This is a genomic window from Oceanibaculum nanhaiense (genome assembly GCF_002148795.1).
Lineage (GTDB): Bacteria > Pseudomonadota > Alphaproteobacteria > Oceanibaculales > Oceanibaculaceae > Oceanibaculum > Oceanibaculum nanhaiense.
The window spans coordinates 391,083-417,519 of sequence record NZ_MPOB01000002.1; the positions used below are offsets into that span (position 1 = coordinate 391,083).

Annotated in this window: 22 protein-coding genes; 16 read left to right on the forward strand and 6 right to left on the reverse strand. The window is 66.0% G+C overall.

Annotated elements, in window-relative coordinates:
* Window positions 1-3: 3 nt before the first annotated feature.
* Complete coding sequence (locus tag BKM74_RS04970; protein ID WP_086464571.1) at window positions 4-1,311, forward strand: TRAP transporter large permease; 1,308 nt, start codon at window positions 4-6, stop codon at window positions 1,309-1,311.
* A gap of 46 nt (window positions 1,312-1,357) precedes the next feature.
* Here BKM74_RS04970 and BKM74_RS04975 read toward each other — a convergent pair whose 3' ends face one another.
* Window positions 1,358-2,341 (reverse strand): ketopantoate reductase family protein, encoded by a 984-nt coding sequence (locus BKM74_RS04975; protein ID WP_086464572.1) that lies wholly within the window; start codon window positions 2,339-2,341, stop codon window positions 1,358-1,360.
* 148 nt (window positions 2,342-2,489) lie between these two features.
* Here BKM74_RS04975 and BKM74_RS04980 point away from each other — a divergent pair, with 148 nt between their 5' ends.
* Window positions 2,490-3,722 carry an MFS transporter gene (locus BKM74_RS04980; RefSeq protein WP_086464573.1) on the forward strand — a complete coding sequence of 411 codons (1,233 nt, stop codon included), beginning with the start codon at window positions 2,490-2,492 and terminating at the stop codon, window positions 3,720-3,722.
* Here BKM74_RS04980 and BKM74_RS04985 read toward each other — a convergent pair.
* Window positions 3,709-4,599, reverse strand: coding sequence for a DMT family transporter (locus BKM74_RS04985; RefSeq protein WP_086464574.1), 891 nt, complete (start codon window positions 4,597-4,599; stop codon window positions 3,709-3,711). The genes BKM74_RS04980 and BKM74_RS04985 overlap by 14 nt on opposite strands.
* A gap of 268 nt (window positions 4,600-4,867) precedes the next feature.
* On the opposite strand from BKM74_RS04985, the gene BKM74_RS04990 reads away from it, so the two are divergent.
* Together BKM74_RS04990 and BKM74_RS04995 are read left to right on the forward strand one after the other, a co-directional pair.
* Window positions 4,868-5,593, forward strand: a complete 726-nt coding sequence (locus BKM74_RS04990; RefSeq protein WP_086464575.1) for a hypothetical protein — start codon at window positions 4,868-4,870, stop codon at window positions 5,591-5,593.
* A gap of 4 nt (window positions 5,594-5,597) precedes the next feature.
* Window positions 5,598-6,803 carry an MFS transporter gene (locus BKM74_RS04995; protein WP_086464576.1) on the forward strand — a complete coding sequence of 402 codons (1,206 nt, stop codon included), beginning with the start codon at window positions 5,598-5,600 and terminating at the stop codon, window positions 6,801-6,803.
* Between the two features lies 1 nt (window position 6,804).
* On the opposite strand, the gene BKM74_RS05000 is transcribed toward BKM74_RS04995, so the two are convergent.
* Window positions 6,805-8,238, reverse strand: coding sequence for an SPOR domain-containing protein (locus tag BKM74_RS05000; protein WP_086464577.1), 1,434 nt, complete (start codon window positions 8,236-8,238; stop codon window positions 6,805-6,807).
* Between the two features lie 322 nt (window positions 8,239-8,560).
* On the opposite strand from BKM74_RS05000, the gene BKM74_RS05005 reads away from it, so the two are divergent.
* The 11 genes from BKM74_RS05005 (at window position 8,561) to BKM74_RS05055 (ending at window position 22,116) form a co-directional block, all read left to right on the forward strand.
* Window positions 8,561-9,337 (forward strand): class II aldolase/adducin family protein, encoded by a 777-nt coding sequence (locus BKM74_RS05005; RefSeq protein ID WP_176342394.1) that lies wholly within the window; start codon window positions 8,561-8,563, stop codon window positions 9,335-9,337.
* A 299-nt stretch (window positions 9,338-9,636) separates the two neighbouring features.
* A complete protein-coding gene (locus BKM74_RS05010; RefSeq protein WP_086464579.1) occupies window positions 9,637-11,268 on the forward strand; it encodes an amidohydrolase in 1,632 nt (543 codons plus the stop codon).
* Window positions 11,269-11,295: 27 nt separating this feature from the next.
* Window positions 11,296-12,237 (forward strand): ABC transporter permease, encoded by a 942-nt coding sequence (locus BKM74_RS05015; protein ID WP_086464580.1) that lies wholly within the window; start codon window positions 11,296-11,298, stop codon window positions 12,235-12,237.
* A gap of 12 nt (window positions 12,238-12,249) precedes the next feature.
* Window positions 12,250-13,146, forward strand: a complete 897-nt coding sequence (locus BKM74_RS05020; protein WP_086464581.1) for an ABC transporter permease — start codon at window positions 12,250-12,252, stop codon at window positions 13,144-13,146.
* Between the two features lie 74 nt (window positions 13,147-13,220).
* The gene (locus BKM74_RS05025; protein WP_245825809.1) at window positions 13,221-14,807 is read left to right on the forward strand and encodes an ABC transporter substrate-binding protein; all 1,587 of its coding nucleotides are present in this window, start codon (window positions 13,221-13,223) and stop codon (window positions 14,805-14,807) included.
* 114 nt (window positions 14,808-14,921) lie between these two features.
* A complete protein-coding gene (locus tag BKM74_RS05030; RefSeq protein ID WP_086464583.1) occupies window positions 14,922-16,394 on the forward strand; it encodes an amidohydrolase family protein in 1,473 nt (490 codons plus the stop codon).
* On the forward strand, window positions 16,394-17,422 hold the full coding sequence (locus tag BKM74_RS05035; protein WP_086464584.1) for an ABC transporter ATP-binding protein: 1,029 nt from the start codon (window positions 16,394-16,396) through the stop codon (window positions 17,420-17,422). The genes BKM74_RS05030 and BKM74_RS05035 overlap by 1 nt, the downstream gene beginning before the upstream one ends.
* An 8-nt stretch (window positions 17,423-17,430) precedes the next feature.
* Window positions 17,431-18,552: an ABC transporter ATP-binding protein gene (locus BKM74_RS05040; RefSeq protein ID WP_086464585.1), complete on the forward strand. Its 1,122-nt coding sequence runs from the start codon at window positions 17,431-17,433 to the stop codon at window positions 18,550-18,552.
* 38 nt (window positions 18,553-18,590) lie between these two features.
* Window positions 18,591-20,054, forward strand: coding sequence for a dihydropyrimidinase (gene hydA, locus BKM74_RS05045; RefSeq protein ID WP_086464586.1), 1,464 nt, complete (start codon window positions 18,591-18,593; stop codon window positions 20,052-20,054).
* 16 nt (window positions 20,055-20,070) lie between these two features.
* Window positions 20,071-21,036: an N-carbamoyl-D-amino-acid hydrolase gene (locus tag BKM74_RS05050; protein ID WP_086464587.1), complete on the forward strand. Its 966-nt coding sequence runs from the start codon at window positions 20,071-20,073 to the stop codon at window positions 21,034-21,036.
* A gap of 318 nt (window positions 21,037-21,354) precedes the next feature.
* Complete coding sequence (locus BKM74_RS05055) at window positions 21,355-22,116, forward strand: aspartate/glutamate racemase family protein (protein ID WP_086464588.1); 762 nt, start codon at window positions 21,355-21,357, stop codon at window positions 22,114-22,116.
* Between the two features lie 147 nt (window positions 22,117-22,263).
* Here the strand turns inward: BKM74_RS05055 and rnd are convergent, their stop codons facing one another.
* The 3 genes from rnd to BKM74_RS05070 all read right to left on the reverse strand — a co-directional run bounded on the left by rnd (window position 22,264) and on the right by BKM74_RS05070 (window position 25,399).
* Window positions 22,264-23,436 carry a ribonuclease D gene (gene rnd / locus BKM74_RS05060; RefSeq protein ID WP_086464589.1) on the reverse strand — a complete coding sequence of 391 codons (1,173 nt, stop codon included), beginning with the start codon at window positions 23,434-23,436 and terminating at the stop codon, window positions 22,264-22,266.
* A 41-nt stretch (window positions 23,437-23,477) separates the two neighbouring features.
* Window positions 23,478-24,266: a GGDEF domain-containing protein gene (locus BKM74_RS05065; RefSeq protein WP_086464590.1), complete on the reverse strand. Its 789-nt coding sequence runs from the start codon at window positions 24,264-24,266 to the stop codon at window positions 23,478-23,480.
* Window positions 24,267-24,394: 128 nt separating this feature from the next.
* On the reverse strand, window positions 24,395-25,399 hold the full coding sequence (locus tag BKM74_RS05070; protein WP_086464591.1) for a 2-hydroxyacid dehydrogenase: 1,005 nt from the start codon (window positions 25,397-25,399) through the stop codon (window positions 24,395-24,397).
* Between the two features lie 177 nt (window positions 25,400-25,576).
* Between BKM74_RS05070 and BKM74_RS05075 the strand changes: the two genes are divergently transcribed.
* On the forward strand, window positions 25,577-26,368 hold the full coding sequence (locus BKM74_RS05075) for a cell envelope integrity EipB family protein (protein ID WP_086464592.1): 792 nt from the start codon (window positions 25,577-25,579) through the stop codon (window positions 26,366-26,368).
* Window positions 26,369-26,437: the final 69 nt, after the last annotated feature.

Genomic DNA, 26,437 nt, shown 5'->3' on the forward strand with positions numbered 1-26,437 from the left:
CACATGGACCAGCTTATCCAGTCGATCCTGCTGATCGCGCTGTTGTTCCTCTTTCTCGGCGGCGGCTTCTGGGTCGCCATGTCGCTGCTCGCCATCGGGTATTTCGGCATCTCGATGTTCGCCAGCGCGCCGCCGGGCATCGTCATGTCCACCACGGTCTGGGGCGCGTCGGCCTCCTGGACGCTGACCGCGCTGCCCCTCTTCATCTGGATGGGCGAGATCCTGTTCCGCACCAAGCTGTCGGAAGACATGTTCCAGGGGCTGGCCCCCTGGCTGACCCGGCTGCCCGGCCGCCTGCTGCATGTGAATGTGCTGGGCTGCGCGGTGTTCGCCGCGGTTTCCGGCTCCTCGGCGGCGACCGCGATGACGGTCGGCAAGATGTCGGTGCCGGAACTGTCGAAACGCGGCTATGACGAGAAGCTCTCGATTGGCTCGCTGGCCGGGTCGGGCACGCTGGGTCTGCTGATCCCGCCCTCAATCATCCTGATCGTCTATGGCGTCTCGGCCGAGGTTTCCATCGTGCAGCTGTTCATTGCCGGGGTGTTCCCGGGCATGCTGCTGGCCGGCCTGTTCATGGGCTATATCGCGCTGTGGGCGGTGATCTATCCGCACAAGACTCCGCCGGCCGATATCAGCATGACCTTCCTGGAGAAGGTCTATGCCTCGCGCCGGCTGATCCCGATCATCCTGCTCATCGTCTTCGTCATCGGCTCGATCTACTGGGGCTGGGCGACGGCGACCGAGGCGGCGGCCTGCGGCGTGGCCGGGGCGCTATTCCTGTCGCTGGTAACCGGGTCGCTGAACTGGCAGGCCTTCTGGAGCAGCCTGCTGGGCGCCACGCGCACCTCCTGCATGATCGCCTTCATCCTGGCCGGCGCCGCCTTCCTGTCGGTGGCGATGGGCTATACCGGCCTGCCGCGCGTGCTGGCGGAATGGATCCGCGACATGCAGCTGTCGCCTTACCTGCTGCTAGTGGCGCTCACGCTGTTCTTCATCGTGCTGGGCTGTTTCCTCGACGGCATCTCGGTGGTGGTGCTGACCGTCGCCATCATCCTGCCGATGGTGCAGGCGGCGGGCATCGACCTGCTATGGTTCGGCATCTATGTCGTTCTGGTGGTGGAGATGTCGCAGATCACCCCGCCGGTGGGCTTCAACCTGTTCGTGCTGCAAGGGCTGACCGGAAGAAACATCCTCTATATCGCCTATGCGGCACTGCCCTTCTTCCTGCTGATGGTGGTCGCGGTGGCGCTCATCACCATCTTCCCGGAAATCGTGACCTACCTGCCGCAACAGGCGATGGCACGGAACTGAGGGTAAAAGAACCCCCTCTCCCGCAAGGGGAGAGGGGGAAGCCCCCTTACGCCGCCGGGTACAGCCCTTCGTTGATCGCGAGGCGCTTCAGCAGCGCGTAGATCAGGTCAATGGACGGCGTGTCCACGCCGGTCAGGTTGCCCAGTTCGGTCACCGCGCCGACAATCGGCTCGATCTCCAGCGGCCGGCCAGCGAGCAGATCCTGCAGCGTCGAAGTCTTGAAGTCCTTCAGCCGCGGGCCGCCCTCGAAGCGCTTGTCGATGCTGAGCGGCAGGCTGGCGCCAAGCGCATGGGCGACGGCTTCCGCCTCCTCCATCATCCGGCGCATGTAATTACGCAGGATGTCATCGTCATAGAGCTGGCCCATGGTCGCGCGGGTCAGCGCGCTCAACGGGTTGGAAGTGATGTTGCCGAGCAGCTTCGACCACACATAGTCGCGGATATTGTTGTGCGCGACGGCGGTGATGCCGGCGGTCCCGAAGGCGTCCATCAGGCGGGTCAGGCGCGGGCTCATGCTGCCGTCGGGCTCGCCCATCTCGAAACGTTCGCGGCCGGTGACGGTGACCGTGCCGGGGCTGGTCACCTCGGCGCCGATATGGACGACGCAGCCGATGGCGCGCTCAGGCCCGATGGCGTCGCGGATGACCCCGCCGGGATCCAGCCGGTCGATGCTGCGGCCCTCATGCTCGCCGGGGAGGGCATGGAAATACCACCAGGGCACGCCGTTCATGGCGAATACCACGGCGGTATCCGGCCCCAGCAAGGGCGCCATGCTGCGCGCGATGCCGGGCAGGCCGTGCGCCTTCACGGTGCAGATCACCACATCCTGCGGACCGAAGCTGGCGGGATCGTCGCTGGCGGCGGGGCGGACAGTGATGGCCTCGCCCTGCTGGTTCACGGTCAGCCCGTCCGTGCGGATCGCCTCCAGATGCCGGCCGCGCGCGACCAGCGAGACATCGAAACCGCCGGCAGCCAGCTTGCCACCGAGATAGCCACCGACCGAGCCGGCGCCGTAAATGCAGATTTTCACGCTTCAGCCTCCGAATTGATATGTGCGCTTTCTACTGCTTGCGCGCGCAGCGGGCAATCATCGCTGTCATGCCATGCTGGCGGTTGACGGCGGGACGGCGCGCGCCACACTCTCATCGCGAAAAACAAAAATACAAGGGTGGAACACCATGGATGCCAGCGTCGCGCTGCCACGCAGCGATACGAAGGTCATTGGCCTCATCAGTACGGCGCATTTTCTCAGCCATGTCTACATGCTGGTGCTGCCACCGCTGTTTCCGCTGCTGAAGGATGTCTATGGCGTCAGCTTCGCGGCGCTGGGCCTTGCACTGACCGTGTTCAACGTGGCGACCGGCCTGACCCAGGCGCCGATGGGCTTCCTGGTGGACCGGTTCGGCGCACGCGCCATCCTGATCGCCGGGCTGATCGTTGAGGCCATCGCCTTCATGATGATCGGCCTGTTTCCCAGCTACTGGGCGCTGATCGCGTTGATGGCCGTGGCCGGCCTCGCCAATGCGGTCTATCACCCGGCCGACTATACGATCCTGTCGGCCTCGGTCGATGGCAAGCGCATGGGCCGGGCCTTCTCGATCCATACTTTCGCCGGCTATTTCGGCTTCGCCGTCGCGCCGGTGATGATGGTGTTCCTGCTGGGCGCGGTGGGCTGGCAGATGGCGCTGGTCATCGCCGGCGGTGCGGGGCTGGCGGTGGCGCTGGTGCTGATGGCGTTCTCCGGCGTGCTGAAGGACGAGACGCCAGCTGGTGGACGCAAGCCGAAACCGGAAGAATCAGCGTCCGCCTCAGGCCCCCAGGGCGGCCCCCAGGGTATCCGGTTGCTGCTCAGCCTGCCGGTCATCATGGGCTTCCTGTTCTTCGTCGGCATCTCGATGACCAATGGCGGCTTCACCAGCTTCGGCGTCTCGGCGCTGGTGACGATCTATGACGCCCCGCTGGCCCAGGCGAACGTGCCGCTGACCGCCTATCTGTTCGCCAGCGCAGCCGGCGTGCTGGCCGGCGGGTGGGTCGCCGACCGCACCAACCGCCATTCGCTGGTGGCCGGCGGCTGCTTCCTGCTGGTCGGGCTGTTCGTCGCCTGCGTCGCCGCCTTCAGCCCGTCGCTGGCGATTGTCGGCGTGCTGTTCGCGCTGGCCGGGTTCTTCAGCGGCGTCGTCGCCCCGTCGCGCGACATGATGATCCGTGCGGTCACCCCGGCCGGCTCGACCGGCAAGGTGTTCGGCTTCGTCTCCACCGGCTTCAATCTGGGCGGCGCGATCACGCCCCTGATGTTCGGCCTGCTGCTCGACCGGGTGGCCGATCCGTCGATCCTGTTCTGGGTGATTGCGGGGCTCAGCGTGGCGACCATCGCCACCGTGCTGACGGCGGGCAGCGTCAGCCGGCGCTGACCCTGTCGCGGCGCGCGAGCTGGCGTTCGCGGTGCCAGACATACAGGCCGCTGGCGACCAGCAGCGCGGAGCCGGCCAGCATATGGACCGCCGGCACATCGCCGAACATCAGGAAGCCCAGCAACATCGCCCAGACCAGCTGGCTGTAGCTGAACGGCGCCAGCGCCGAGGCCTCCGCCAGCTTGTAGGCGCGGATCAGCACCAGATGGCCGAAGCCGCCCAGCGCGCCGACCACACCAAACAGCAGCCAGCTTTCCAGCGGCACGGCGCGCCAGTAGAACGGCACGATCAGGCTGGTCACGATGCAGCCCACCACCGCCGTATAGAGCAGCATCGTGGTGCCGTCCTCGGTGCGGCCCAGGATGCGGGTCATCAGCGAGAAGCCGGCGAAGGTCAGTGCCACGCCCAGCACCAGGAAGGACGCCCAGTGCACGCTGCCCATGCCGGGCCGCAGGATGATCAGCACGCCGACCAGGCCGACGATGACGGCGGCCCAGCGGCGCGGGCCGACCTTCTCGCCCAGCACCGGCACCGACAAGGCGGTGACCAGCAGCGGCGACAGGAAGCCGATGGCGCTGGCATCGGCCAGCGGGATGTAGCTGATGGCGGTGAAGAACATCGCCGTCGAGGCCAGCAGCAGGCTGGCGCGCAGGATCTGCGCCAGCGGCCGCTGCGTCGCCAGCAGGCGCGGCAGGCGGTGCGGCCCCAGGATCAGCGCCATCGCCAGCAAATGGAAGCTGTAGCGTGCCCAGACCACCTGCGGCATCTCGTGCGATTGCAGCAGGAATTTCGCCAGCGCGTCCATCGAGGCGAAGCAGGCGATCGCCAGAAGGATCAGCAGGATACCGCGGGCATTGTCGATGGGGGTGGCGGGCATGCGTTGTCCGGTGTAGGAACGGCGGGTTGCCGCATCGTGCCACCCTAGCCTTCGGCGCTGCGTCCTGTCATCCTGGAGACGCGCGACACAGCCATGTGCCGCGCCGGGAAACGGGATTCCGGCGCCAAACCGGCCCAGTGCCAGTTGGTCATGTAATTGGCGCAATGCGGCGGCATTGTGCGGTCCCGCCCGCTGGCGGGGAGTGTTCCGTTACCCCTACGCCTCTGCCGGTTGGCGAGAGGCGTTCCTTTACCAGTGCCGGGAAAGCATGTCCTACGGTCTATACGATACTGAACGGCGTTATCGGAAGCGCCTTATCGGGCGGGTGCTGCGCTTCGTCCTTTTCGTTGCCCTGCTGGCGGGGGTCGGGCTGTTCGCCTATCAGCTTGGCATCGAGGATCGCAGAACCCAGCTTGACCGGCAGCGCGACGATCTGGCGACGGCGCGCGCCGAGATCGAGTCGCTGAACCAGCAGGCCCAGGCGGCGCTGCTGCGCAGCCGCGAGGCGGCACAGCAGCTGGCGGCGTTGCAGCAACGCTACGAACGCGATGTGCCGGCGCCGCAGATGCAGCAGATGCTGGCGCTGGTCCAGGAAAGGCTGTCCGCTGGTGTGCCGGCGGAGCGGCTGGGCTTCGTGATCCGCGAGGCCAGCGTCGGGCGCGATTGCGAGCCGGCCGAGACCAAGCGGTTCCTGGTGCGCACGCCGCTCACCGACGGGGCGGCCTCCACGGTCGGTTTCGTGAACAACACCGTCACCATTACCGGCCTCGGCGAATCCGCGCTGAATGCCGAAGGGCGGCCGGAAGCCTGGTTCGACCCGGCACAGCCGATGACGCTGACAATCACCCGGATCGACGGCAAGGCGGAACAGAAGACGGATGTGCTGCCGATGACCCAGTCCGTCGTCATTGGTGCGGTCGAGCATCGTTTCGCGGTGACCGCCGGGCAGCGCGGCTTCGTGCAGGTGACTGCCGAACGCTGCCGCTTCCCGTAAGGATATGACGCAGGACACCCTTCCGGCCCCGGCCCCGACCCCAGTCCCGGCGCTGACGGAGCGCGCACGGCGGCTGGCGATGGTGGCGCTGCTGTCGGTCTCGCTGGGCGCGGGGCTGATGATCGGCATCACCATGCCGCTGCTGAGCATGCTGCTGGAGCTGCGCGGCACCGACACGCTGCTGATCGGCCTGAACGCCGCCATGTCCACCTTTGCCATCCTGCTGACCGGGCCGTTCCTGCCGCTGGCGATCCGGCGTTTCGGCACGCTGCCGGTGATGTACCTCTCCATCGTGTTCGGCATCGCCGTGCTGCTGGCAATGCCGGTATTCACCAGTCTGCCGGCCTGGTTCGTGCTGCGCTTTGCGCTGGGCATCTCGGTCGGCATCGCCTGGATCGCCAGCGAGGCCTGGCTGAATGCCATCGTGACCGACCGGAATCGCGGCAAGATGCTGGGGCTCTACGTCACCTGCTTCGCCGGCGGCTTCGCGCTGGGGCCGGTAATCGTCGGGACGGTGGGGCTGCAGGGGCCGGTGCCGTTCCTGATCGCCGCCGCGATCCTCGGTGCCTCGGCCCTGCCCTTGCCGCTGGCGCGCCACGCCCTGCCGCCGGTGCCGTCGCACGCGGCGGGGAATATCCTGCGGCTGATGCTGCTGGCCCCCACCATCATGCTGGCGGCGATGATCAGCGGCCTGTCGGACGCCACCGTCTTCGCGCTGCTGCCGGTCTATGCGCTGCGTGTTGGTTTCGCGCCGGAAACCGCGGTGCTGCTGCTTTCCACCTTCCTGGCCGGCAATCTGGCGCTGCAGGTGCCGCTGGGCTGGCTGGCCGACCGGGTGAACCGCCGGCTGCTGCTGGCGATCTGTGGTGCTGCCGGCGTGCTGGGGCCGGCAGCCGTTGCGGCGGCGCTGGGTACACCGCTGGTCTGGCCGCTGCTGTTCGCCTGGGGCGGGGTGGTGATGGGCGTCTATACCATCGGCCTGTGCATGCTGGCCGAGCGGTTCGATACGGCGACGCTGTCCGGGGCGAACGCCGCCTTCGTCATGCTCTACAGCCTGGGCAGCATGTCCGGCCCGGTGCTGGGCAGCGCCGCGATGACGCTGTGGGACCCGCACGGCATGCTGGCGTTCGGCGCCGCCGCCAGCCTGCTGTTCCTGCTGATCGTGCTGGCGCGCGCCTGGTTCAGGGCCCGGAAGGTCAGGACCGGTTAGGTCAGGACTCGTTCAGGCTGACCACCTGGCAGAATTGCCGGCGGGCGGCCATGTCGTTGCAGGCTTTCGTTGCCGCCTCGCGCGTCGGGAAGGGGCCGGCCACCAGCCGGACGAAGGCACCACGCGTATCGCCGGTCCTGAACTCCGAATTGAACGGCCGCAGCGAGCCGAGCTGGCCGGGATAACGCTCCTTCAGAATCTCCCAGCCGCGTTCCGCCGCCGGAAGTTCGCGGTACGACCCCAGATGCAGGCCGAACTGCTCGCCGGGGCGCGCCGGGGCGGCGCTGGCGGTCTGCGGCTGGGCTTGCTGTTGCTGGGCGGCGGCGGGTGGCGGAGGAGCAGGCGGCTGCCCGGTCAGCGCCATCGGCGCGCCGCCGGTTGCCGACCGGGGCATGGTTGGTGTCTTTGTGGCCGGCGCCATCGGCGTGGCTGCCATCGGGGTAGGGGCCGCACCGGGCAGGCGCGCGGTGTTGGGCTGTGCGCCCGTCATCTGCTCCAGCCGGGCGAGCACGGCTTCGAGGCGCTGTACCAGCGCCGCCATGTCGCCGGGGGCTGCCATGGCGCCCGCACCGGCCGGCGGCACAGGCGGCGCCGGCGGCAGGGTCCGGGCCGCCGCAGGATCGACCGGCATTTCGGTGCTGCGTCCCAGCGAAGCCTGCCGGCTGTCGCCCTCGGTCATCGCCACCAGCTGGTCGTCCTTGGCCTCGCGCAGCTCGGCATGCTGGAAGCCGGCCAGTTCCTTGCGCTCGGAGCGGAACGGAAACTGCCGGGTGCGCAGCACGTAATTCTGCACGACCGGGGAATAGAACAGCGTCTCCAGCGTGTCGCCGCGCTGGCAGCCGATCTGGAAGGTGTTGAAGGTGCCGGCCTCGACCGTCACCTGGGCCTGGCCGGCAACCTCGCAGCGCTGCTCCATCTTCCAGCCGCCGGGCTGCTTCTCGCTGGAGCCGGTGACCTCGAAGGCGACCTGCTCGCCCGCCATCAGCGGGAACAGGCCGGCCGGGTTGCCATCGACGATGTCCTGACGGCCGCGCCCCAGCTCAGGGTCGGCCGACCAGGAGAACATCGGCGAGACCAGATCGTAGCCGGTGGTCCAGATCAGCCCCTGATCGTTGGTCCAGACCACGCGGTCCGGTGTCGTGGTCAGCACCTGCTCGCGCATGGTGGCGTTGCCGATGCGATAGACGAAAGTATCGCCGGGGACATAGCGGGGCAGCGGTGCCGGCGGCAGCATCGCCTGCGCCGGCTTGCCCGATGCTGCCTGCGGGGCCGCAGCCTGCGGGGCGCCAGCTGTGCTCGTTTGCGGCGTGGGGCTGGAAGAGAAAGTGTCGTTCACGAAGCTGGAAACCGTGTCGCAGCCGCCCAGCAGCAGCGCCAGTCCGGCGAGCGTTATAGTGAGGCGACCCTGTTTTGCCCACGGCTGTATCATGCTCATCGCCCCTGTCCTCCACCCTGCGCTGGCCGCGCGCGCTCTTCCCCCTGGCGCTTATCCGGCTCGCAGTCGGCCAAGAGTCTCATATAGCGGGCGAGTCCTGTCAAGGAATCGCCCTGCTTCAGGCCGTGAAATGCCGTAAAAATGAGGGGGTTGGCCCTGCTTTCCGCTAATCGGTCGTTGCGGTACCGTAAAATTGCAACCTGCCGATTGACTCGCGGCGGACGCTTGCGCCACACTTGTATGTGACATTTACAAGCAAGGCACGGTCACCCTTTGGTGTCATTGGCATCGGCAGGGGGCACGTACCGAATGGAGAGCATGCATGTCTGGGACTGTCACGCCGTTGAAGCCGCGCAGCGTGCGCGATCAGGTCAGCGCCGGGGAATGGGATGCGCGGGTCGATCTGGCGGCCTGCTACCGGCTGGTGGCGCGGATGGGCTGGACGGACCTGATCTACACCCACATCTCGATGCGCGTGCCGGGGCCGGAGCATCATTTCCTGATCAACCCCTACGGGCTGATGTTCGACGAGGTGACGGCGTCCAGCCTGGTGAAGGTCGATCTCGACGGCAAGATCGTCATGGATACGCCCTACAGCTTCAACCCGGCCGGCTTCACCATCCACAGCGCCGTGCATGCGGCGCGTGAGGATGCGATGTGCGTGCTGCACACCCACACCGCGGCCGGCATGGCGGTGGCGGCGCAGAAGGGCGGGCTGCTGCCGATCAGCCAGCACGCCATGCGCTTCCATGACCGGATTTCCTATCACGACTATGAAGGCATCGCGCTGGATCTCGACGAGCGCGAGCGGCTGGTCGCCGATCTGGGCGACACCTATGCCATGATCCTGCGCAATCACGGCCTGCTGACCTGCGGGCGCAGCGTCGCCGAGGCCTTCACCATCATGTTCTATCTGCAGAAGGCCTGCGAGGCGCAGATCGCCGCGATGTCGAGCGGCGCCGAGCTGGCCATGGTGCCGCCGGATGTGGCGGAGCATGCCGCCCAGCAGTTCGAGCGCGGCGGCGAGAAGAGCGCCAGCCGGCCCTGGCAGGCGTTGCTGCGTACGCTCGACCGGGAGGATACGAGCTATCGCGACTGAGTGGCGCGACTGACTGGCGCGGTTGGCCGGCCCGGCTGACTGGCGGATGGGCAGTTGACCGGCTTTTGGGCAGGCTGACGCCTCCGGCGCGCCACCTGAATGCCGGAAGCACCGCGCGGCGCTGCAGGCGATGTGTCATAACCTTCTGATTTAAAATGAATTTTCGGCCCGTGGCGATTATTCGCGACAAAGATGCTGGGTGCCGCGCGAAACGGACCGGCTTTTGCGTAGTGGGTGCCCGGCCCGGCGGCGTTGAAAATTGGCGTTGAACACTGGCGTTGAATAGGGGATGGGGTGAGATGGTGCTGCCGAAGGCAGATGTCGTTCTGAAGAACGGCAGGATTTTTCAGGGGCTTCAGGACGGTTTCGTGGAGGCCTTGGCGGTCTGGAAGGGCCGCGTGCTGGCCGCCGGCAAGAGTTCCGAGATCGAGGCGCTGGTCGGCCCCGCCACCAAGGTCATCGACCTTGCGGGCCGCTGCGCCACGCCCGGCATCAATGACGGCCACCAGCATCTGCTGCCGTTCGGCATGGGGCTGCGCCAGGTCGATCTGTCGGCCAGCCAGGTGAAGACGCTGGATGAGGTGCTGGCCCGCGTGAAGGCCTTCGTGGACAAGGCGAAGCCGGGCGAGTGGATCTTCGGCGGCCGCTACGACCATTTCCATCTGGACGTGAAGCGCCACCCGTTCCGCGAGGAGCTGGACAAGGTCTCGCCGAACAATCCGGTCTATATCAAGCGCACCTGCGGCCATATGGGCGTTGCCAATTCGATGGCGCTGAAGCTGGCCGGTATCGACGAGAAGACGCCGCAGCCGACCGGCGGCTTCATCGAGACGCAGAATGGCCGGCTGACCGGCCTGATGCAGGAACGCGCGCAGGAACTGGTCACCAGGGCGATGCCGCCGCTGCCGATCGCCGATCTGGTGCGCGGCATCGAGGAGGGCGGCAATGTGTTCCGCAGCTACGGCATCACCAGCGTGATGGATGCCGGCGTCGGCCTAGTGCAGGGCTATGACCATTACCTGGCCTATCAGGAGGCGCGCCGCCAGCGCCGACTGCCGGTGCGGACCTACATGTCGCTGACCGGCGGCCCGGCGGGCGTCATGGACAAGGCCTTCCCGCAGGGGCTGATGACCGGTGTCGGCGACGAATATCTGAAGGTCGGGTCGGTGAAGCTGTTCACCGATGGCAGCGCCGGCGGCAAGACGGCGGCGATGCGCCATCCCTACAAATGCTCCTGTGGCTCCATCGGCATCTTCATCTACAGCGATGGCGAACTGAACGACTGGGTCGAGAAATACAACGCTCTCGGCTACCAGCTCTCCATCCACGCCATTGGCGATGCAGCCATCGACCAGGCGGTGAACGCGGTCGAGGCGGCGAATGCGAAGAACCCGGTCGCCGGCAAGCGCCACCGGGTCGAGCATTGCGGCTTCACCACGCCGGACCAGATATCCGCGATGAAGCGCCTGGGCATGATCCCGGCGCCGCAGCCGATCTTCATCTACGAGTTCGGCGACCTCTATATCGAGGTGCTGGGCGAGGAACGGCCGGCGCAATCCTACCCGATGAAGGACTGGATCGCGGCCGGGCTGCACCCCATCGCCAGCTCAGATTCGCCGGTATCCGACTTCAATCCGATGAAAAATCTCTATGAGATGGTGACGCGCAAGACGGATCGCGGCACGGTGATGGGTGCGGATCAGTGCATCACCACCGAACAGGCGATCAGCGCGATGACCTATAATGGCGCCTATGGCAGTTTCTCGGAGCATGTGAAGGGCACGCTGGCACCGGGCATGCTGGCCGACATCGCGGTGTTCGACCGCGACCTGTTCGCCGTAGCGCCAGAGGACATCCTGCCGGCGCTGGCCGATATCACCCTCATCGACGGCGAGATCGTTCACGACCGCAAGGGCGAGGTGTTGCAGTGACCGACCGGCACATGAAAGTCTGATCCGATGTCACGACACATCGCCCACCGCCTGCTGATCTCCATTCCCGTGCTGTTCGGCGTGCTGCTGATCGGCTTCCTGCTGCTGCAGGTCGTCCCCACCGACCCGGCCACGGTGCTGGCCGGCCCGACCGCGACCGCCGCCGATGTCGAGGCGCTGCGTGAATCGCTGGGGCTGAACGAGCCGCTCTGGTACCAGTTCGGGCTCTATATCTTCCGCGTGCTGCAGCTCGATCTCGGCCGCTCGATCATCAGCAATTCCACCGTGGTCAGCGAACTGGCCAACACGGTCGGCCCGACCGTCGAACTGATGCTCGCCAGCCTGATCTGGGCGGTGCCGCTGGGCATCCTGATGGGCACTGTGGCCGCCGTGCGCCGGGGCCGGGTGACCGACCGTATCGTCATGGCCTTTTCGGTCGCCGGCGTGTCGATGCCGATCTTCTGGTTCGGGTTGATGCTGATCCAGTATGTCGGCTTCAAGATGGAGCTGCTGCCGTTCCAGGGCCGTGGCGGACCGCTGTGGTCGATCGACGGGCTGCGCCATATCGCGCTGCCGGCGATCACGCTGGGCGGCGTGTTCATCGGCCCGGTCGCGCGCATGACCCGCACCTCGCTGCTGGAGGTGCTGAACGCCGATTTCGTGCGCACCGCCCGCGCCAAGGGCGCGCCGGAGACCCGGGTGGTGGTGAAGCACGCGCTGCGCAACGCGCTGATCCCCATCGTCACGCTGGTCGGCTTGCAGATCGGCTTCCTGCTGGGTGGTGCTGTGGTGACCGAGACCATGTTCGCCTGGCCCGGCGTCGGCCGGCTGGCGGTCGGCGCCATCGTGTCCAGCGACTTCCCGCTGGCGCAGGGTGCCATCCTGCTGCTCGCGGTCTCTTTCCTGCTGGTGAACCTGATCGTGGACGTGCTGTATGCCTATCTCGACCCGCGCGTCGGGCGGAAATAGGGGGCGACGAGAATGACCGACGCAACCCAGACCCTGTCGCCCGCTGCCGCCCCCGGGCCGGCCAGCACCCAGACGATCAAGCGGCTGTCGGCCTGGCAGCGCCTGCTGCGCGACAAGCCGGCGGTGATTGCCGGGACGTTCCTGCTGCTGGTGGTGCTGGCGGCGATCTTCGCGCCCTATCTGACGCCGTTCGATCCCTACGACACCAACATGCGGGTGCGGCTGCGCCCGCCCGGCGGCGACTATCTGCTGGGCACCGACGCGCAGGGCCGCGATATGGTGACGCGGCTGCTCTACGGCATCCGCACGACGCTGCTGATCGGCTTCTGCGGCGTCATGCTGGGCGGGACGATCGGCGCGGTGATGGGCATCGTGGCGGCGTTCTACAAGCGCCTCGACAACCTCATCATGCGGGTGGTGGACGTGCTGCTGTCCTTCCCATCGATCCTGTTCGGTCTGGCCATCGCCGCCGTGCTGGGGGCGGGCATCACCAGCCTGATCATCGCCCTGACCATCGCTGCCGTGCCAACCGTGGCGCGCATTGCCCGCGGTGCCGCCACCGTGGTCATGCAGAATGAGTATATGGAGGCGGGCCGCGCCATCGGCCTGTCGGACTGGACGCTGATCTGGCGCTATCTGGCGCTGAACTGCCTGTCGGCGATCTTCGTGTACCTCACCCTGCAGTTCGGCCAGACCATCCTGCTGGGGGCGGCGCTCAGCTTCCTGGGGCTGGGCGCGCAGCCGCCGACGGCGGAGCTGGGCACGATGGCCGCCGAGGGGCGCAATTTTCTGTTCTTCGCACCGCATGTCTCGACCATTCCAAGCTTCGCGATCTTCCTGATCGTGCTGGCCTTCAATGTGTTGGGCGATGCGTTGCGCGACGTCCTCGATCCGCGGATGAGGCAATAAAGCCGCGACGGGGAGACGAAGGCCCGCCGCCGGCGGGGCTGGCGAAAGCCAAACATGAGAACGAGGAGGCTTAGATGAAGTTACGGAACACAGTTTGGATGGCGGCGGGCGTTGCCGTCGCGGCGGCGACGGGGTTCGCTGCCCCGGCGATGGCGCAGAAGGAAATCTCGATCATCCGGACCATCGATACGGACCGCTACGATCCGCATCGCTCCACCGCCCGTTCGGCGGCGGAAATCCTGTTCATGGTCGGCGATACGCTGGTCGCGCTGGACTATGACCTGAAGACCGTGAAGCCGGGCCTGGCGAAGAGCTGGACGGTCTCGGAGGATGGCAAGACCTACACCTTCAACCTGAAGGAAGGCGTGAAGTTCTGCTCCGGCAAGGAATTCACCGCGCAGGACGTGGTGGACACCATCAACCGCTGGCGCGATCCGGCCACCAAGGGCGTCGTCACCTGGCGCGCCGGCCCGGTCAAGGAAGTCCGCGCCAAGGACAAGCTGACGGTCGAGTACGAGCTGACCAAGCCGTATTCGGAACTGCTGTTCCAGATGACGCAGCACTTCCACACCATCATCAATGTCGATCAGGTGAAGAAGCTTGGCGACGATTTCGGTGTGAAGGGTCTGGATACCACCGGCCCGTTCTGCTTCGACAGCTGGGAACCGCGCAACCAGACCGTGCTGACCAAGCACAAGGGCTATAACTGGGGCCCGGACTTCTATAAGAACAAGGAAGCCCAGGTCGATAAGATCACCTGGAAGATCGTGCCGGAAGAGAGCACCCGCGTCGCCTCGCTGCAGACCGGCCAGGCCGATGCCAGCCAGTATGTGCCCTACTGGTCGCTCGATCAGTTCAAGGCCAACTCCAAGATGTCGGTGACCCAGGCCGAGGCCTATTTCTGGACCTACTTCATGGGCTTCAAGATCACCCGCGAGCTGATGGGTGACGTGCGCGTCCGCCAGGCGATGAACCTGGCCGTCGATGTCGAGGCGATCACCGATGCGGTGACCTTCGGCTATGCCACCCCGGCCAACACCTACATCTCGCCGGAAGTGCTGGACTTCGACAAGTCGGTGAAGACCGACACCTACAGCTATGACCCGGCCAAGGCAGCAGCCCTGCTGGACGAGGCTGGCTGGAAGCTGGGCGGTGACGGGTTCCGCTACAAGGACGGCAAGAAGCTGGCCCCGCTGGTCTATGGCTTCACCGACACCTGGCGCCAGATCGTCGAGGCGGTGCAGGGCGACCTGCGCAAGGTCGGCATCGACCTGCAGATCCAGCTGTTCGACGCCACCGTCGTCTGGGGCAAGCTGGCGACGCAGGAGTTCGACATCTTCACCATGTCGTTCCCCTATGTCTCCACCGGCGATGCGATGAACCTGTATTTCCGCTCGGCCAACATGCCGACTCCGAACCGCGTCAACTGGGACGACAAGGAGACCGACGCGCTGCTGGAGGCGGGTTCCTCCGCGCTGACCGACAAGGCGCGTGCCGAGGCCTTCGGCAAGGTGCTGCACAAGGTGCATGACGCCGCCGTGTGGATCCCGCTCTACCACGAGCCGCTGTACACCGTTGCCGGCGCGAAGATGCAGCCGGTGCGTGCGCACGGCATCTATGGTGCCGGTTTCTACAAGGGCATCGACCTCGCCCTGAAGTAATCGCGAACCGTCCGGGCGTGTCACCTTGGGACATATCCTGGGGCACGCCCGGACGGGCCTTTTTCGAGAAGTGATTCGTTAGAAAATTTACGACTAAACGGGGATGGACGGATTATGCAGACGATTGTGATCCGCAACGCCGACTACGTGATTGCCTGGGACGAGGCGTCGGGCAGCCATGCCTATCTGGAAGGTGCTGACGTCGCCTTCCAGGGCAACCAGTTCAGCTTCGTCGGCAAGGGCTATGCCGGCGCCGCCGATCGGGAGATCGACGGGCGCGGCCTGATGCTGATGCCAGGCCTCGTGAACATCCATTCCCACCCGACCTCTGAGCCCGGCAACAAAGGCCTGCTGGAGGAGCTGGGCAGCCCGCGCCTTGGCCAGTCCTCGCTGTATGAATTCATGCCGGTGTTCCGGCTCGACCCGAATGCGGCGCGCGCGGCCAGCATGGTGGCGATGAGCGAGCTGCTGAAAAGCGGCGTCACCACCATCACCGACCTGTCCGGCGCGCGCGAAGGCTGGGCTGATGACATGGCCTCGACCGGCATGCGCGCGGTGCTGTGCCCGATGTACCGTTCCGCCGCCTGGACCACGAAGGATGGCCATTCGGTCGAATATCAGTGGGACGAGGCCGCTGGCAAGCAGGCCATGCAGCGCGCGCTGGATGTTGTCGATGCGGCGGCGAAGCATCCGTCCGGTCGCATTTCCGGCATGCTGGGGCCGTCGCAGATCGACACCTGCACCGCCGATCTGATCCGCGACAGCTATGACGCAGCCGCCGAGCGCGGCATTGCCGTGCAGCTGCATGCGGCGCAGAGCGTGGTCGAGTTCAACGAGATCACCCGCCGCCACGGCAAGACGCCGATCGAATGGCTGGACTCGCTGGGCGTGCTGGGGCCGCAGATGATCATCGGCCATGGCATCTTCCTGAACGATCATCCCTGGCTGCACTGGCCGCAGGCCGACGATTTCGCGTTGCTGGCGGGCTCCGGCGCCTCGGTCGCGCACTGTCCGACCGTGTTCTCGCGCCGCGGCATCGCGCTGAACTGGGTGCACCGCTATGTGAAGGCCGGCATCAATCTGGGTCTCGGCACCGACACCTTCCCGCACAACATGATCGACGAGATGCGCATGGCCTGCCTGGCCGCGCGCATCCTGAAGGGCGACTTCACCGGCGCCTCCACCGCGGAAGTGTTCATGGCCGCCACGGTGGGCGGGGCGACGGCGCTGAAGAAGCCGGATATCGGCCGCGTCGCGGTCGGCATGAAGGCCGACTTCTCGCTGGTCGATCTGTCGCATCCCTATATGCAGCCGCTGCGCGAGCCGCTGCGCAGCCTGATCTATTCGACCTCCGACCGGGCCGTGCGCGACGTCTATGTCGATGGCCAGCAGGTGGTCAGCGACGGCAAGGTTCTGACCATCGATATCGAGGCCGCCATCGAAACCCTGCGCGAGGCGCAGGCCCGTACCATCGCCACCGTGTCCGAACGCGACTGGGCCAAGCGCCAGGTCGAGGACATGTCGCCGATGGTGTTCCCCGTCAAATCCGCCCTGTCCAGCCCGCAGCCGGTGATCAAGAGCGCCTGATGAGCGAAACCGCTTCCCCGCCGACCGAAACCGCCCCGCCGACGCTCGAGCCGCTGCTCGATGTGCGCGGCCTGGTGACCGAATTCCATTCCAGCGAAGGCGTGTTCAAGGCCGTCGATGGCGTCAGCTTCTCCGTCTCGCGCGGCGAGACGCTGGGCATCGTCGGCGAATCCGGCTGTGGCAAGAGTGTCACCTCGCTGTCGGTCATGGGGCTGATCCCGCGCCCGCCGGGGAAGATTCCGGCCGGCGAGATCGTCTTTGAGGGGCGCGACCTGCTGACGCTCTCGGCGCGCCAGATGCGCGATGTGCGCGGCAACGACATCTCGATGATCTTCCAGGAGCCGATGACCAGCCTGAACCCGGTCTATACGGTCGGCCAGCAGATCATGGAAGGCATCCTGCTGCATGAGGACATCTCGGAGGCGGACGCGCGCGCGCGGGCCATCGAGATGCTGCGCCTGGTGCGTATCCCCTCGCCGGAAGGCCGGGTGGACGATTACCCGCACCAGATGTCGGGCGGCATGCGCCAGCGCGTGATGATCGCCATGGCGCTGGCCTGCAATCCGAAGCTGCTGATCGCCGACGAGCCGACGACGGCGCTGGACGTGACCATCCAGGCGCAGATCCTTGATCTGATGCGCGACCTGCGCGAGCGCACCGGCACGGCGATCATGCTGATCACCCATGATCTGGGCGTGATTGCGGAGCTCGCCGACCGGGTTGTCGTCATGTATGCCGGCAAGGTGGTGGAGGAGGCGCGCGTCGGAGACCTGTTCACCGACCCGCAGCATCCCTACACGCTGGGCCTGCTGGGCTCGATCCCGAAGATGGATGTGGATGAGGTGCGCCTCGCCACCATCGAGGGCAGCGTGCCGAACCCCTACAACATGCCGGCGGGCTGCAAGTTCAATCCGCGCTGCCCCTTTGCCGACGACAAATGCCGGCAGGAAGTGCCAGCGCTGATCGAGGTGAAGCCCGGTCACAAGGTCGCCTGCTGGAAGGCACCGCTCGAAGACACCATCCTGTGAGGCGCGAGATGAACGAGCAGAGCACTCCCGGCGCCCGCAAGGCGATCCTGAAAGTCGAACGGCTGGTGAAGCATTTCCCGATCACCAAGGGAATCGTGCTGCAGAGCCAGGTCGGCGCCGTGAAGGCGGTCGATGATGTCAGCTTCCATATCAATGAGGGCGAGACGCTGGCCGTGGTCGGGGAATCGGGCTGCGGCAAATCGACGACCGGCCGCCTGATCATGCGGCTGATCGAGCCGACCTCGGGCAGCGTCGAATTCGACGGCACCGACATCACCACCCTGAAGGGGCGAGAGATGCGGATGATCCGCCGGCAGATCCAGATCATCTTCCAGGATCCCTATGCGTCGCTGAATCCGCGCATGACGGTCGGCGACATCATCGCTGAGCCGCTGGAAGTGCACGGCATCGCGCACGGCAAGGAAAAGCGCGCGCGGGTCGAGGAATTGCTGAAGGTCGTCGGCCTGTCGCCCTGGCACATGGTGCGCTATCCGCACGAATTCTCCGGCGGCCAGCGCCAGCGCATCGGCGTCGCCCGCGCGCTCGCCGTGAATCCGAAGCTGATCGTGTGCGACGAGCCGGTCTCGGCGCTGGACGTGTCGATTCAGGCGCAGGTGGTGAATCTGCTGCAGGATCTGCAGACCCAGTTCGGCCTCGCTTACATGTTCATCGCCCATGATCTGGCGGTGGTGAAGCACATCGCCGACCGGGTCGCGGTCATGTATCTCGGCAAGATCGTCGAACTGGCGGACAAGAAGACGCTCTACGATTCGCCGCGCCATCCCTACACCCAGGCGCTGCTGTCGGCGATCCCGGTGCCCGACCCGTCGGTGAAGCCGGAGCGCATGCTGCTGGATGGCGACGTACCCAGCCCGATCAACCCGCCGTCCGGCTGCCGCTTCCACACCCGCTGTCCGCATGCGCGCGAGCGCTGCAAAGTCGAGGATCCGGCCTTCCTGGATATCGGCGGCGGGCATCAGGTGGCCTGCCATTTCTGGAACGAGATCGAGGTGCCGAAGGCGGTGAAGGCAATCAAGGCCGGCAACGCGTCGGACCATTATCTGCCGCGGCTGGAAGCCTATCGCAAGGCGACCGAGAAGATGAAGGCGGCCGCCGAGAAGGCCGGCTGACATAAAGGCGACGCATAAAGGCGACAGGGGAGGCGAGGATGGCTGATTTCGACCTGGTGATCCGTGGCGGGACCGTCGTCACGGCCTCCGACACGGTGGTCTGCGATGTCGGCGTGAAGGACGGCGTGATCGTCGCGCTGGGCAGCAGCCTGGCGAAGGGCGCGCGTGAGATCGACGCCACCGGCAAGCTGGTGCTGCCCGGCGGCATCGACAGCCATGTCCATGTCGATCAGCTCTCCTCCAGCGGCGCCTATACCGCCGACACTTTCCTGTCCGGCACGCGTTCGGCGATGTGCGGCGGCACCACCGGCATCATCCCCTTCGCCGCCCAGTACAAGGGCCAGAGCCTGCGCCAGACGGTCGAGGATTATCACGCCAAGGCCGATGGCCAGGCGATGACCGACTATGCCTTCCACCTGATCATCTCCGACCCGACGGAGAGCGTCATCGGGCAGGAGCTGCCGGCCCTCATCAAGGACGGCTATACCTCCTTCAAGATCTACCTGACCTATGACGCGCTGAAGCTAAACGACCGGCAGTTCCTGGAAGTGCTGGCCGCAGCCCGCCGCGAGGGCGCCATGGTCATGGTGCATGCCGAGAACCACGACATGATCGCCTGGCTGTCGGAAAAGCTGCTGGAATTCGGCCATACCGCGCCGAAATTCCACCGCGTCGCGCATGCCAACATCGCCGAAGGCGAGGCGACCAACCGCGCCATCGCGCTGGCGGAGCTGGTGGACCAGCCGATCCTGATGGTGCATGTCTCGGCGAAGGAGGCCATCGATCGTATCCGCGAGGCCAAGGCGCGCGGCGTGAAAGTGTTCGCCGAGACCTGCCCGCAATATCTGTTCCTGACCGAGGATGATCTCGACAAGGACGGGTTCGAGGGTGCCAAATGTATGTGCTCGCCGCCGCCGCGCGACAAGGCGAACCAGGAATTTGTCTGGCAGGGGCTGGCTGATGGCACGTTCGACGTGTTCTCCTCCGACCATGCGCCCTACCGCTATGACAGCCCGACCGGCAAGCGCGTCGGCGGCGCCGATACCAGCTTCAAGAAGGTGGCGAACGGCGTGCCGGGGCTGGAAATCCGCATGCCGATGCTGTTCAGCGCCGGCGTGCTGACCGGGCGCATCGACATCAACAAGTTCGTCGCACTCTGCTGCACCAACCCGGCCAAGATGTACGGCCTCTACCCGCGCAAGGGCACCATCGCGGTCGGCGCCGATGCCGATATCGCGATCTGGGACGCGGAAAAGAAGGTCACCATCTCCATCGACATGCTGCATGACGATATGGACTACACCCCCTATGAGGGGCATGAGGTGACCGGCTGGCCGATCATCAGCATGGTGCGCGGCACCATCGTCTGGAACGATGGCGAGGTTCTCGCCAAACCCGGCGACGGCAAATTCCTGCGCTGCGACGTGCCCGCCACCGCGCGGCCGCGCGGCACCAGCGTTCACGGCTTCAACCCGACTTCGGGCGACTACATCAAGTTCTGACAGAGGATATAAGAAAATGGCCCGCATCCTGACCGCCGCCGCCGCCCAGATGGGCCCCATCGCGCGCGCTGAATCCCGCACCTCCTGCGTCAACCGCATGATCGAGATGATGCGCGAGGCGAAGTCGCGCGGCGTGCGCTACATGGTGTTCCCGGAACTGGCGCTGACCACCTTCTTCCCGCGCTGGTACATGGAGGACTGGAAGGAGGTCGAGACCTTCTTCGAAAAGCAGATGCCGACCAAGGAAGTGCTGCCGCTGTTCGAGAAGGCGGCGGGGTGGGGCATCGGCTTCTATCTGGGCTATGCCGAGCTGACCGAGGATGGCCACCATTTCAACACCTCGATCCTGGTGAACGACAAGGGCCGTATCGTCGGCAAGTACCGCAAGGTACATCTGCCCGGCCATTCCGAGCATGAGCCGCAGCGTCCCTGGCAGCATCTGGAGAAGCGCTATTTCGAGCCGGGCGATCTCGGCTTCCCGGTCTGGCGCACCATGGGTGCCATCCATGGCATGGCGATCTGCAACGACCGCCGCTGGCCGGAAACCTACCGCTCGATGAGCCTGCAGGGGGCCGAGATCATCTCGCTCGGCTACAACACGCCGGACGAGAACACCTCCGCCTTCGAGCCGAAGCATCTGCGCAACTTCCACAACGACCTCGTCGTGCAGGCCAGCGCCTATCAGAATTCCTGCTATGTCATCGCCACCGCGAAGGCCGGCATCGAGGAAGGTGTCGGCATGATCGGCGGCTCGCTGATCGCGCAGCCCTCGGGCGAGATCGTTGCCAAGGCGCAGACGCTGGAGGACGAGCTGATCGTCGCCGATCTGCGCCTCGACCTGGTGCAGATGGGCAAGGAGACGGTGTTCAACTTCGCCAAGCACCGCCGTATCGAGCATTATGGCCGCATCACCAGCCAGACCGGCGTCACCCTGCCGCCGGAAGCCGAGATCGAGGGCGAGGACGTGCTGTCCGGCAAGTGAAGGGGAGCCTCACTTTCCTTCGCCCCGGAAGGGTAGAGGCCAAGGGGGATTATAAAAGGTCCCTCGCCCCGGAAGGGGAGAGGGATGACGAGGCTTGGCGAAGGAACTGAGCCTAGCCGAGGCTGGGTGAGGGGAGACCGGTTCCGTCCTTGGCCTTCCCCCTCACCCAGCTCCGCCTAATCTCGGCTGCCGCCTCGATAAGGCTGCGCAACCCTCTCCCCCCCTTTGGCAAACGATAGCTGATGGCGATAGGTCGCCATCAGCGGGGGGCGAGGGATAGATTATGACGGGAGAGTTTTTTTCAGGAGGCAAGGCGCCATGAAGATCCTGGTCATCAATCCGAACACCACCCAGTCGATGACCGACACCATCGGTCATGCGGCGGCGAAGGCGGCGGCACCCGGCACGGTCACGGTGACGGTGCAGCCGGACAAGGGGCCGGTCTCCATCGAAAGCCAGTATGACAGCGCGTTCTGCGTGCCCGGCATGCTGGAGATCATCAAGGCGGCGGAGGAAGAGGGCGGCTATGCCGGCTATGTCGTCGCCTGCTTCCGCGATCCGGGGCTGGAGGCGGCGCGCGAGATCGCGACCGGCCCGGTGATCGGCATCTGCGAGGCGGCGATGCATGCGGCCTCGATGCTCGGCAAGGGCTTCTCGGTGGTCAGCACCCTGAAGCGCTCGGCCAAGGTGCAGTACGACCTCGCCCGCAAATATGGCTTCATCGACCAGCTGATGAGTGTGCGCGCCGCCGGCGTGCCGGTGCTGGAACTGGAGGACGCGCATTCCGGGGCCGCCGACAAGGTGAAGGCGGAGACGCTGAAGGCGATCGAGGAAGATGGCGCCGAATGCGTGCTGCTGGGCTGCGCCGGCATGGTCGATCTGGCGCAGCGCCTGACCCAGGAAACCGGTATCCCGGTGATGGATGGCGTCACGGTTGCGGTGAAGATGGTGGAGGCGCTGGCCGGGCTCGGCCTCGGCACCTCGAAGATCGTGTCCTATGCCCCGCCGCGAGAGAAGCCCTATACCGGCGCCTTTGCGGGGAATGCGCCCGGCCCGGTTCGGAAAAAGGCGGCGGAATAGAAAAGCTCCCCCCGTCATTCCCGCCCGTCATCCCGATGAGGGGAGCGGGAATCCACGGGTCGGCTGTCCCCATTGTCGGTGTAGGCAACCTAGCGTGGGCCTCTATCGGGCGAACCCGTCAGAGGCGACGCAAAAGATAACGTGGGATTACGGTGCGGGTTCCAACTCATGGACCGGAACCACGCGCACGGTGCTGCCGTCGGCGGTCAGCGCCAGCCGGCCGTGCTTCAGCGCCAGCGCGTCGGCGCCGAAAATCTCCCGGCGCCAGCCGCGCAGGGCGGGCGTATCGGCATTGTCGTCGGCGGCGATGGCCTCCAGGTCGGCGCTGTTGGCGACCAGCTTCTGCGCCGCCTGATATTCCTCGCAGCGCAGCTTCAGCAGCACTTTCAGCAGTTCCAGGATCGGGCCGCGCCCGGCCGGCAGGTCGATCTTCTGCGGCAGTTCCGGGCGCTGCTCCTTCGGCAGGTCGAGCCCGCGCTGGGCCGCTTCCAGCAGCTGCCGGCCCATCGCGCCCTCGGCGAAGCCCTTGGACAGCGCGCGGATCTTGGCCAGCTCGTCGGCATTGTTCGGCACCCGCGCGGCGATCTCCAGCAGTGCCTCGTCGCGCAGCAGGCGGTTGCGCGGCAGGTCGCGCTTGCGCGCCTCGATCTCGCGCCAGGCCGCAATCTCGCGCAGGATGGCCAGGAATTTGGTGCTGTTGGTGCGCGGCTTCAGCCGGCGCCAGCTGTCCATCGGGTCGGCATCGTAGGTGGCGGGGTTGCTCAGCACCGCCATCTCCTCGTCCAGCCAGGAGGCGCGGCCATTCTTTTCCAGCGTCGCCGACAGCTTGTCGTAGATGACGCGCAGATGAGTCACATCGGCCAGCGCATAGTCCAGCTGGTGCGTCGCCAGCGGCCGGTGCGACCAGTCGGTGAAGCGCGAGCTCTTGTCGATGCGGGCATTGGCCAGCCGGGTCGCCAGCGTCTCATAGCCGACCGAATCGCCAAAGCCGCAGACCATCGCGGCGACCTGGGTGTCGAACAACGGTGCGGGCACCACGCCGGTCAGCTGGTAGAAAATCTCGATATCCTGCCGGGCGGCGTGGAACACTTTCAGGATGCCGGGATCGGCCAGCAGGTCGAATACCGGTTTCAGGTCGATGCCTGCTGCCAGCGGGTCGATGGCGGCGGCGGCGTCCGGGCCGGCGATCTGGATCAGGCAGAGTTGCGGGTAGTAGGTCTTCTCCCGCATGAACTCGGTATCGACGGTGATGTAGTCGGCCGCGGCAAGACCGCGGCAAAAGACGGCGAGCGTCTTCGAATCGGTGATGAGTGTCGTCATCCCCGTCTCATAACATTCGCGGGCGCGTCGGCAAAGCCGTATCAGGCCACCTCGAGCCGTGTCCGGCCGCGCTTGCAGTCATACATGCGCCGGTCGGCGCGCTCCAGCAGCGCCTCGGGGCTGTCATCGGGCGAGAAGGCGACGGCGCCGACACTGGCCGTCACCGAGATCGCGATGCCGTCATGCACGATGGTCACCTGCTCCAACGCCTGCGCGATGTCGCGCACGCGGCGGAAGCCCTGCGCCGCGCTGGTGCGGGTCAGCAGGGCCGCGAATTCGTCGCCGCCCAGCCGGCCGACGCTGTCATGCTGGCGCACCTTGTGGGACAGCAGCCCGGCGATCTCGCGTAGCACGGCGTTGCCGGCGGCATGGCCATAGGTGTCGTTGATCTTCTTGAAGTCGTCGATATCGACATAGATCAGCACGCCGCCGATACCGGTGCGCTGCGCCTCGGCCAGCCCCACGCTGACCTGGCGGTTGAAGCCGCGCCAGTTGAACAGACCAGTCAGATCGTCGTTCAGGCTCAGCGCCTCCAGCTTCTCGATCTCGGCCTGCTGCGCCTTGATGATGCGCTCTGCCTCGGCGAGGGCAAGGGCGAGGCGCAGCACATCGCTGCGCCGGCTTTCATCCGTCGGCAGCGGCGTGGCGCCCAGCAGGCGCGCCGTCTCGGAGAGCCAGAGCTCGATATGGCGGTCGAGCCGCGGCTGCTCCTCGCCCCAGGGGGCCGGCAGCGTAACCGGTGCGCTGTTCTGGGCGGGCGGCAGGATCGTGACGGTAGAGTGCAGGCTCATGGCGAAGGTCCGCTCGTTGAAACGATAGTCGTTCCCCATGGAGCAAGCGCCGTGCCATCTTTTAAGTCATTGATTTATTGTGTTCATTCAAAGTATCTGAATATCGCTGGGCGGAGGTTGCCCGGCAAAAGCTACCCCCTGCCCGCGGTACTAGCGTCCACTCTTGCCTAGGCTAGACGGTCCCGGGACTCCTTGCCGGCAAAGAACGCGTCCAGATTGTCCAGCGCCCGGAAGCCCATGGCGTGGCGGGTTTCCAGCGTGGCGCTGCCGATATGCGGCAGCAGGAAGCAGTTGGGAAGGTCGCGGTAGCCCGGATGGATGTTCGGTTCGTTCTCGAACACGTCCAGCCCGGCGGCGGCCAGCTTGCCGGATTTCAGTGCTGCGATCAGCGATTCGTCATGCACGATGTTGCCGCGCGCGGTGTTCACCACAACCGCGCCGTCCGGCAGGCGGGCGATCCGGTCGGCATTCAGGAAATGATAGGTCTCCTTGCTCGACGGGCAGTTGATCGACAGGAAGTCGGCGACGCTCAGCAGCTCTTCGGGATCTTCGTGGTAGATCGCCCCCTGCTCCAGCTCCGGTGCCAGGCGGCTGCGGTTGTTGTAGTGGATTTCCATCTCGAAGCCGCGCGCCCGCTGCGCCACGGCGCGGCCGATGCGCCCCATGCCGAGGATGGCCAGTCGCTTGCCGGTGACATGCACGCCCAGCATGCCGGTCGGTTCCCAGCGGCCCCAGCGGTCCTCGCGGATCGTCCGCTCGCCCTCATAGGCGCGCCGCGCAGCGGCCAGCAGCAGCAGGAAGGTAATGTCGGCGGTGGCGTCGGTCAGCACGTCCGGCGTGTTGGTGACGGCCAGGCCGCGCGTCTTTGCGGCGGCGAGGTCGATATGGTCGTGCCCGACCGAGAAGGTGGCGACGATCTTCACCTCCGGAGGCAGCGTTTCGATGACAGCGGCCGGCAGCTTCTCGGTGGAGCAGACCAGGATGCCGTCATGGCCGGCGCTCTCCCGCACCAGCCGGTCGGCATCGAACACGTTGTCGGCCGGATTCAGGGTCGCGTCATAGTCGCGCGTGATCCGCGCCTCGACGGCATCGGGCAGTTTGCGCGTGACCAGGATGCGCGGGCGTTGGCCATGGGGCTGACTGGGGCGCTGCTGCGGGGACGTCGATGCCATGAAACCTCCTTATTGCTGTTGCCAAGCTATTGCCCGTGAACCTGTTTGGCTGAACATGCTTCTTGAGGCATCCGTTTGCGGATGCGCTTGCCTGGCCAGTTCGGCACTATAGCGTGGATGGCACCGGGGCAAGAGGCAACCGCCACATGACCGGCCAGCGCGCCGAAGGAGAAATGAATGGCTTGGCGATATGGAGTACGGCTTGGCGTGGCGGCGGTTGCGCTGCTGGCGGCGGGCGCCGCGCAGGCCTACGAAATCGCACCGCACCGCGCGGTCTATCGCATGGCGCTGGCCAAGGCGACGTCTGGCAGCGGCATCGCCAATGCGGAAGGCGCCATGGCGCTGGAGTGGGGCGAAAGCTGCGAAGGCTGGACGGTCGAGCAGCGCTACCGCCTGCGGCTGGGCTATGCCCAGGGCGGCGAATCCGATGTCGCAGTTTCCTTCGCGACCTATGAGGCGAAGGATGGCAGCGGCTACCGCTTCTTCATCGAACGCGCCCGGCCGGGCGACGTGCCGGAGAATATCAGCGGCCGGGCGGTGCGCACTGACAAGGGCGTCCGCGCCGATTTCGAGGCGCCGGAAGCCGTCACCCTCGACCTGCCGCTGGAGGTTCTGTTCCCGACCCAGCACAGCATCAGCATCCTCGATGCCGCCGAGGCCGGCCGGAAATTCGTCAGCGGCATGGTGTTCGACGGCAATGAGGTGGAGGAGGCGACGGAGATCACCGCCCTGATCGGCAAGCCGATCCCGGCCCCCGCCGAGGGGGACGTGCTGCTGCGCCGCCCGTCCTGGCCGGTACGGCTGGCCTTCTTCGGCCCTGATGGCGCGCCGGGCGGCCTGCCGGATTACGAAATGGGCATCCGGCTCTACGACAATGGCATCGTTACCGAGATGAAGCTGGATTATGGCGACTTCGTCGTGAATGCGACCCTCGACACGCTGGAGGCGCTGCCGAAGCCGGGATGCTGACCCGCGCTTTCGGGCAGTTGTGCGCGCTTTCCTCCACCGCTAGCGTTCTCTCATAAGAATAAAGAATCG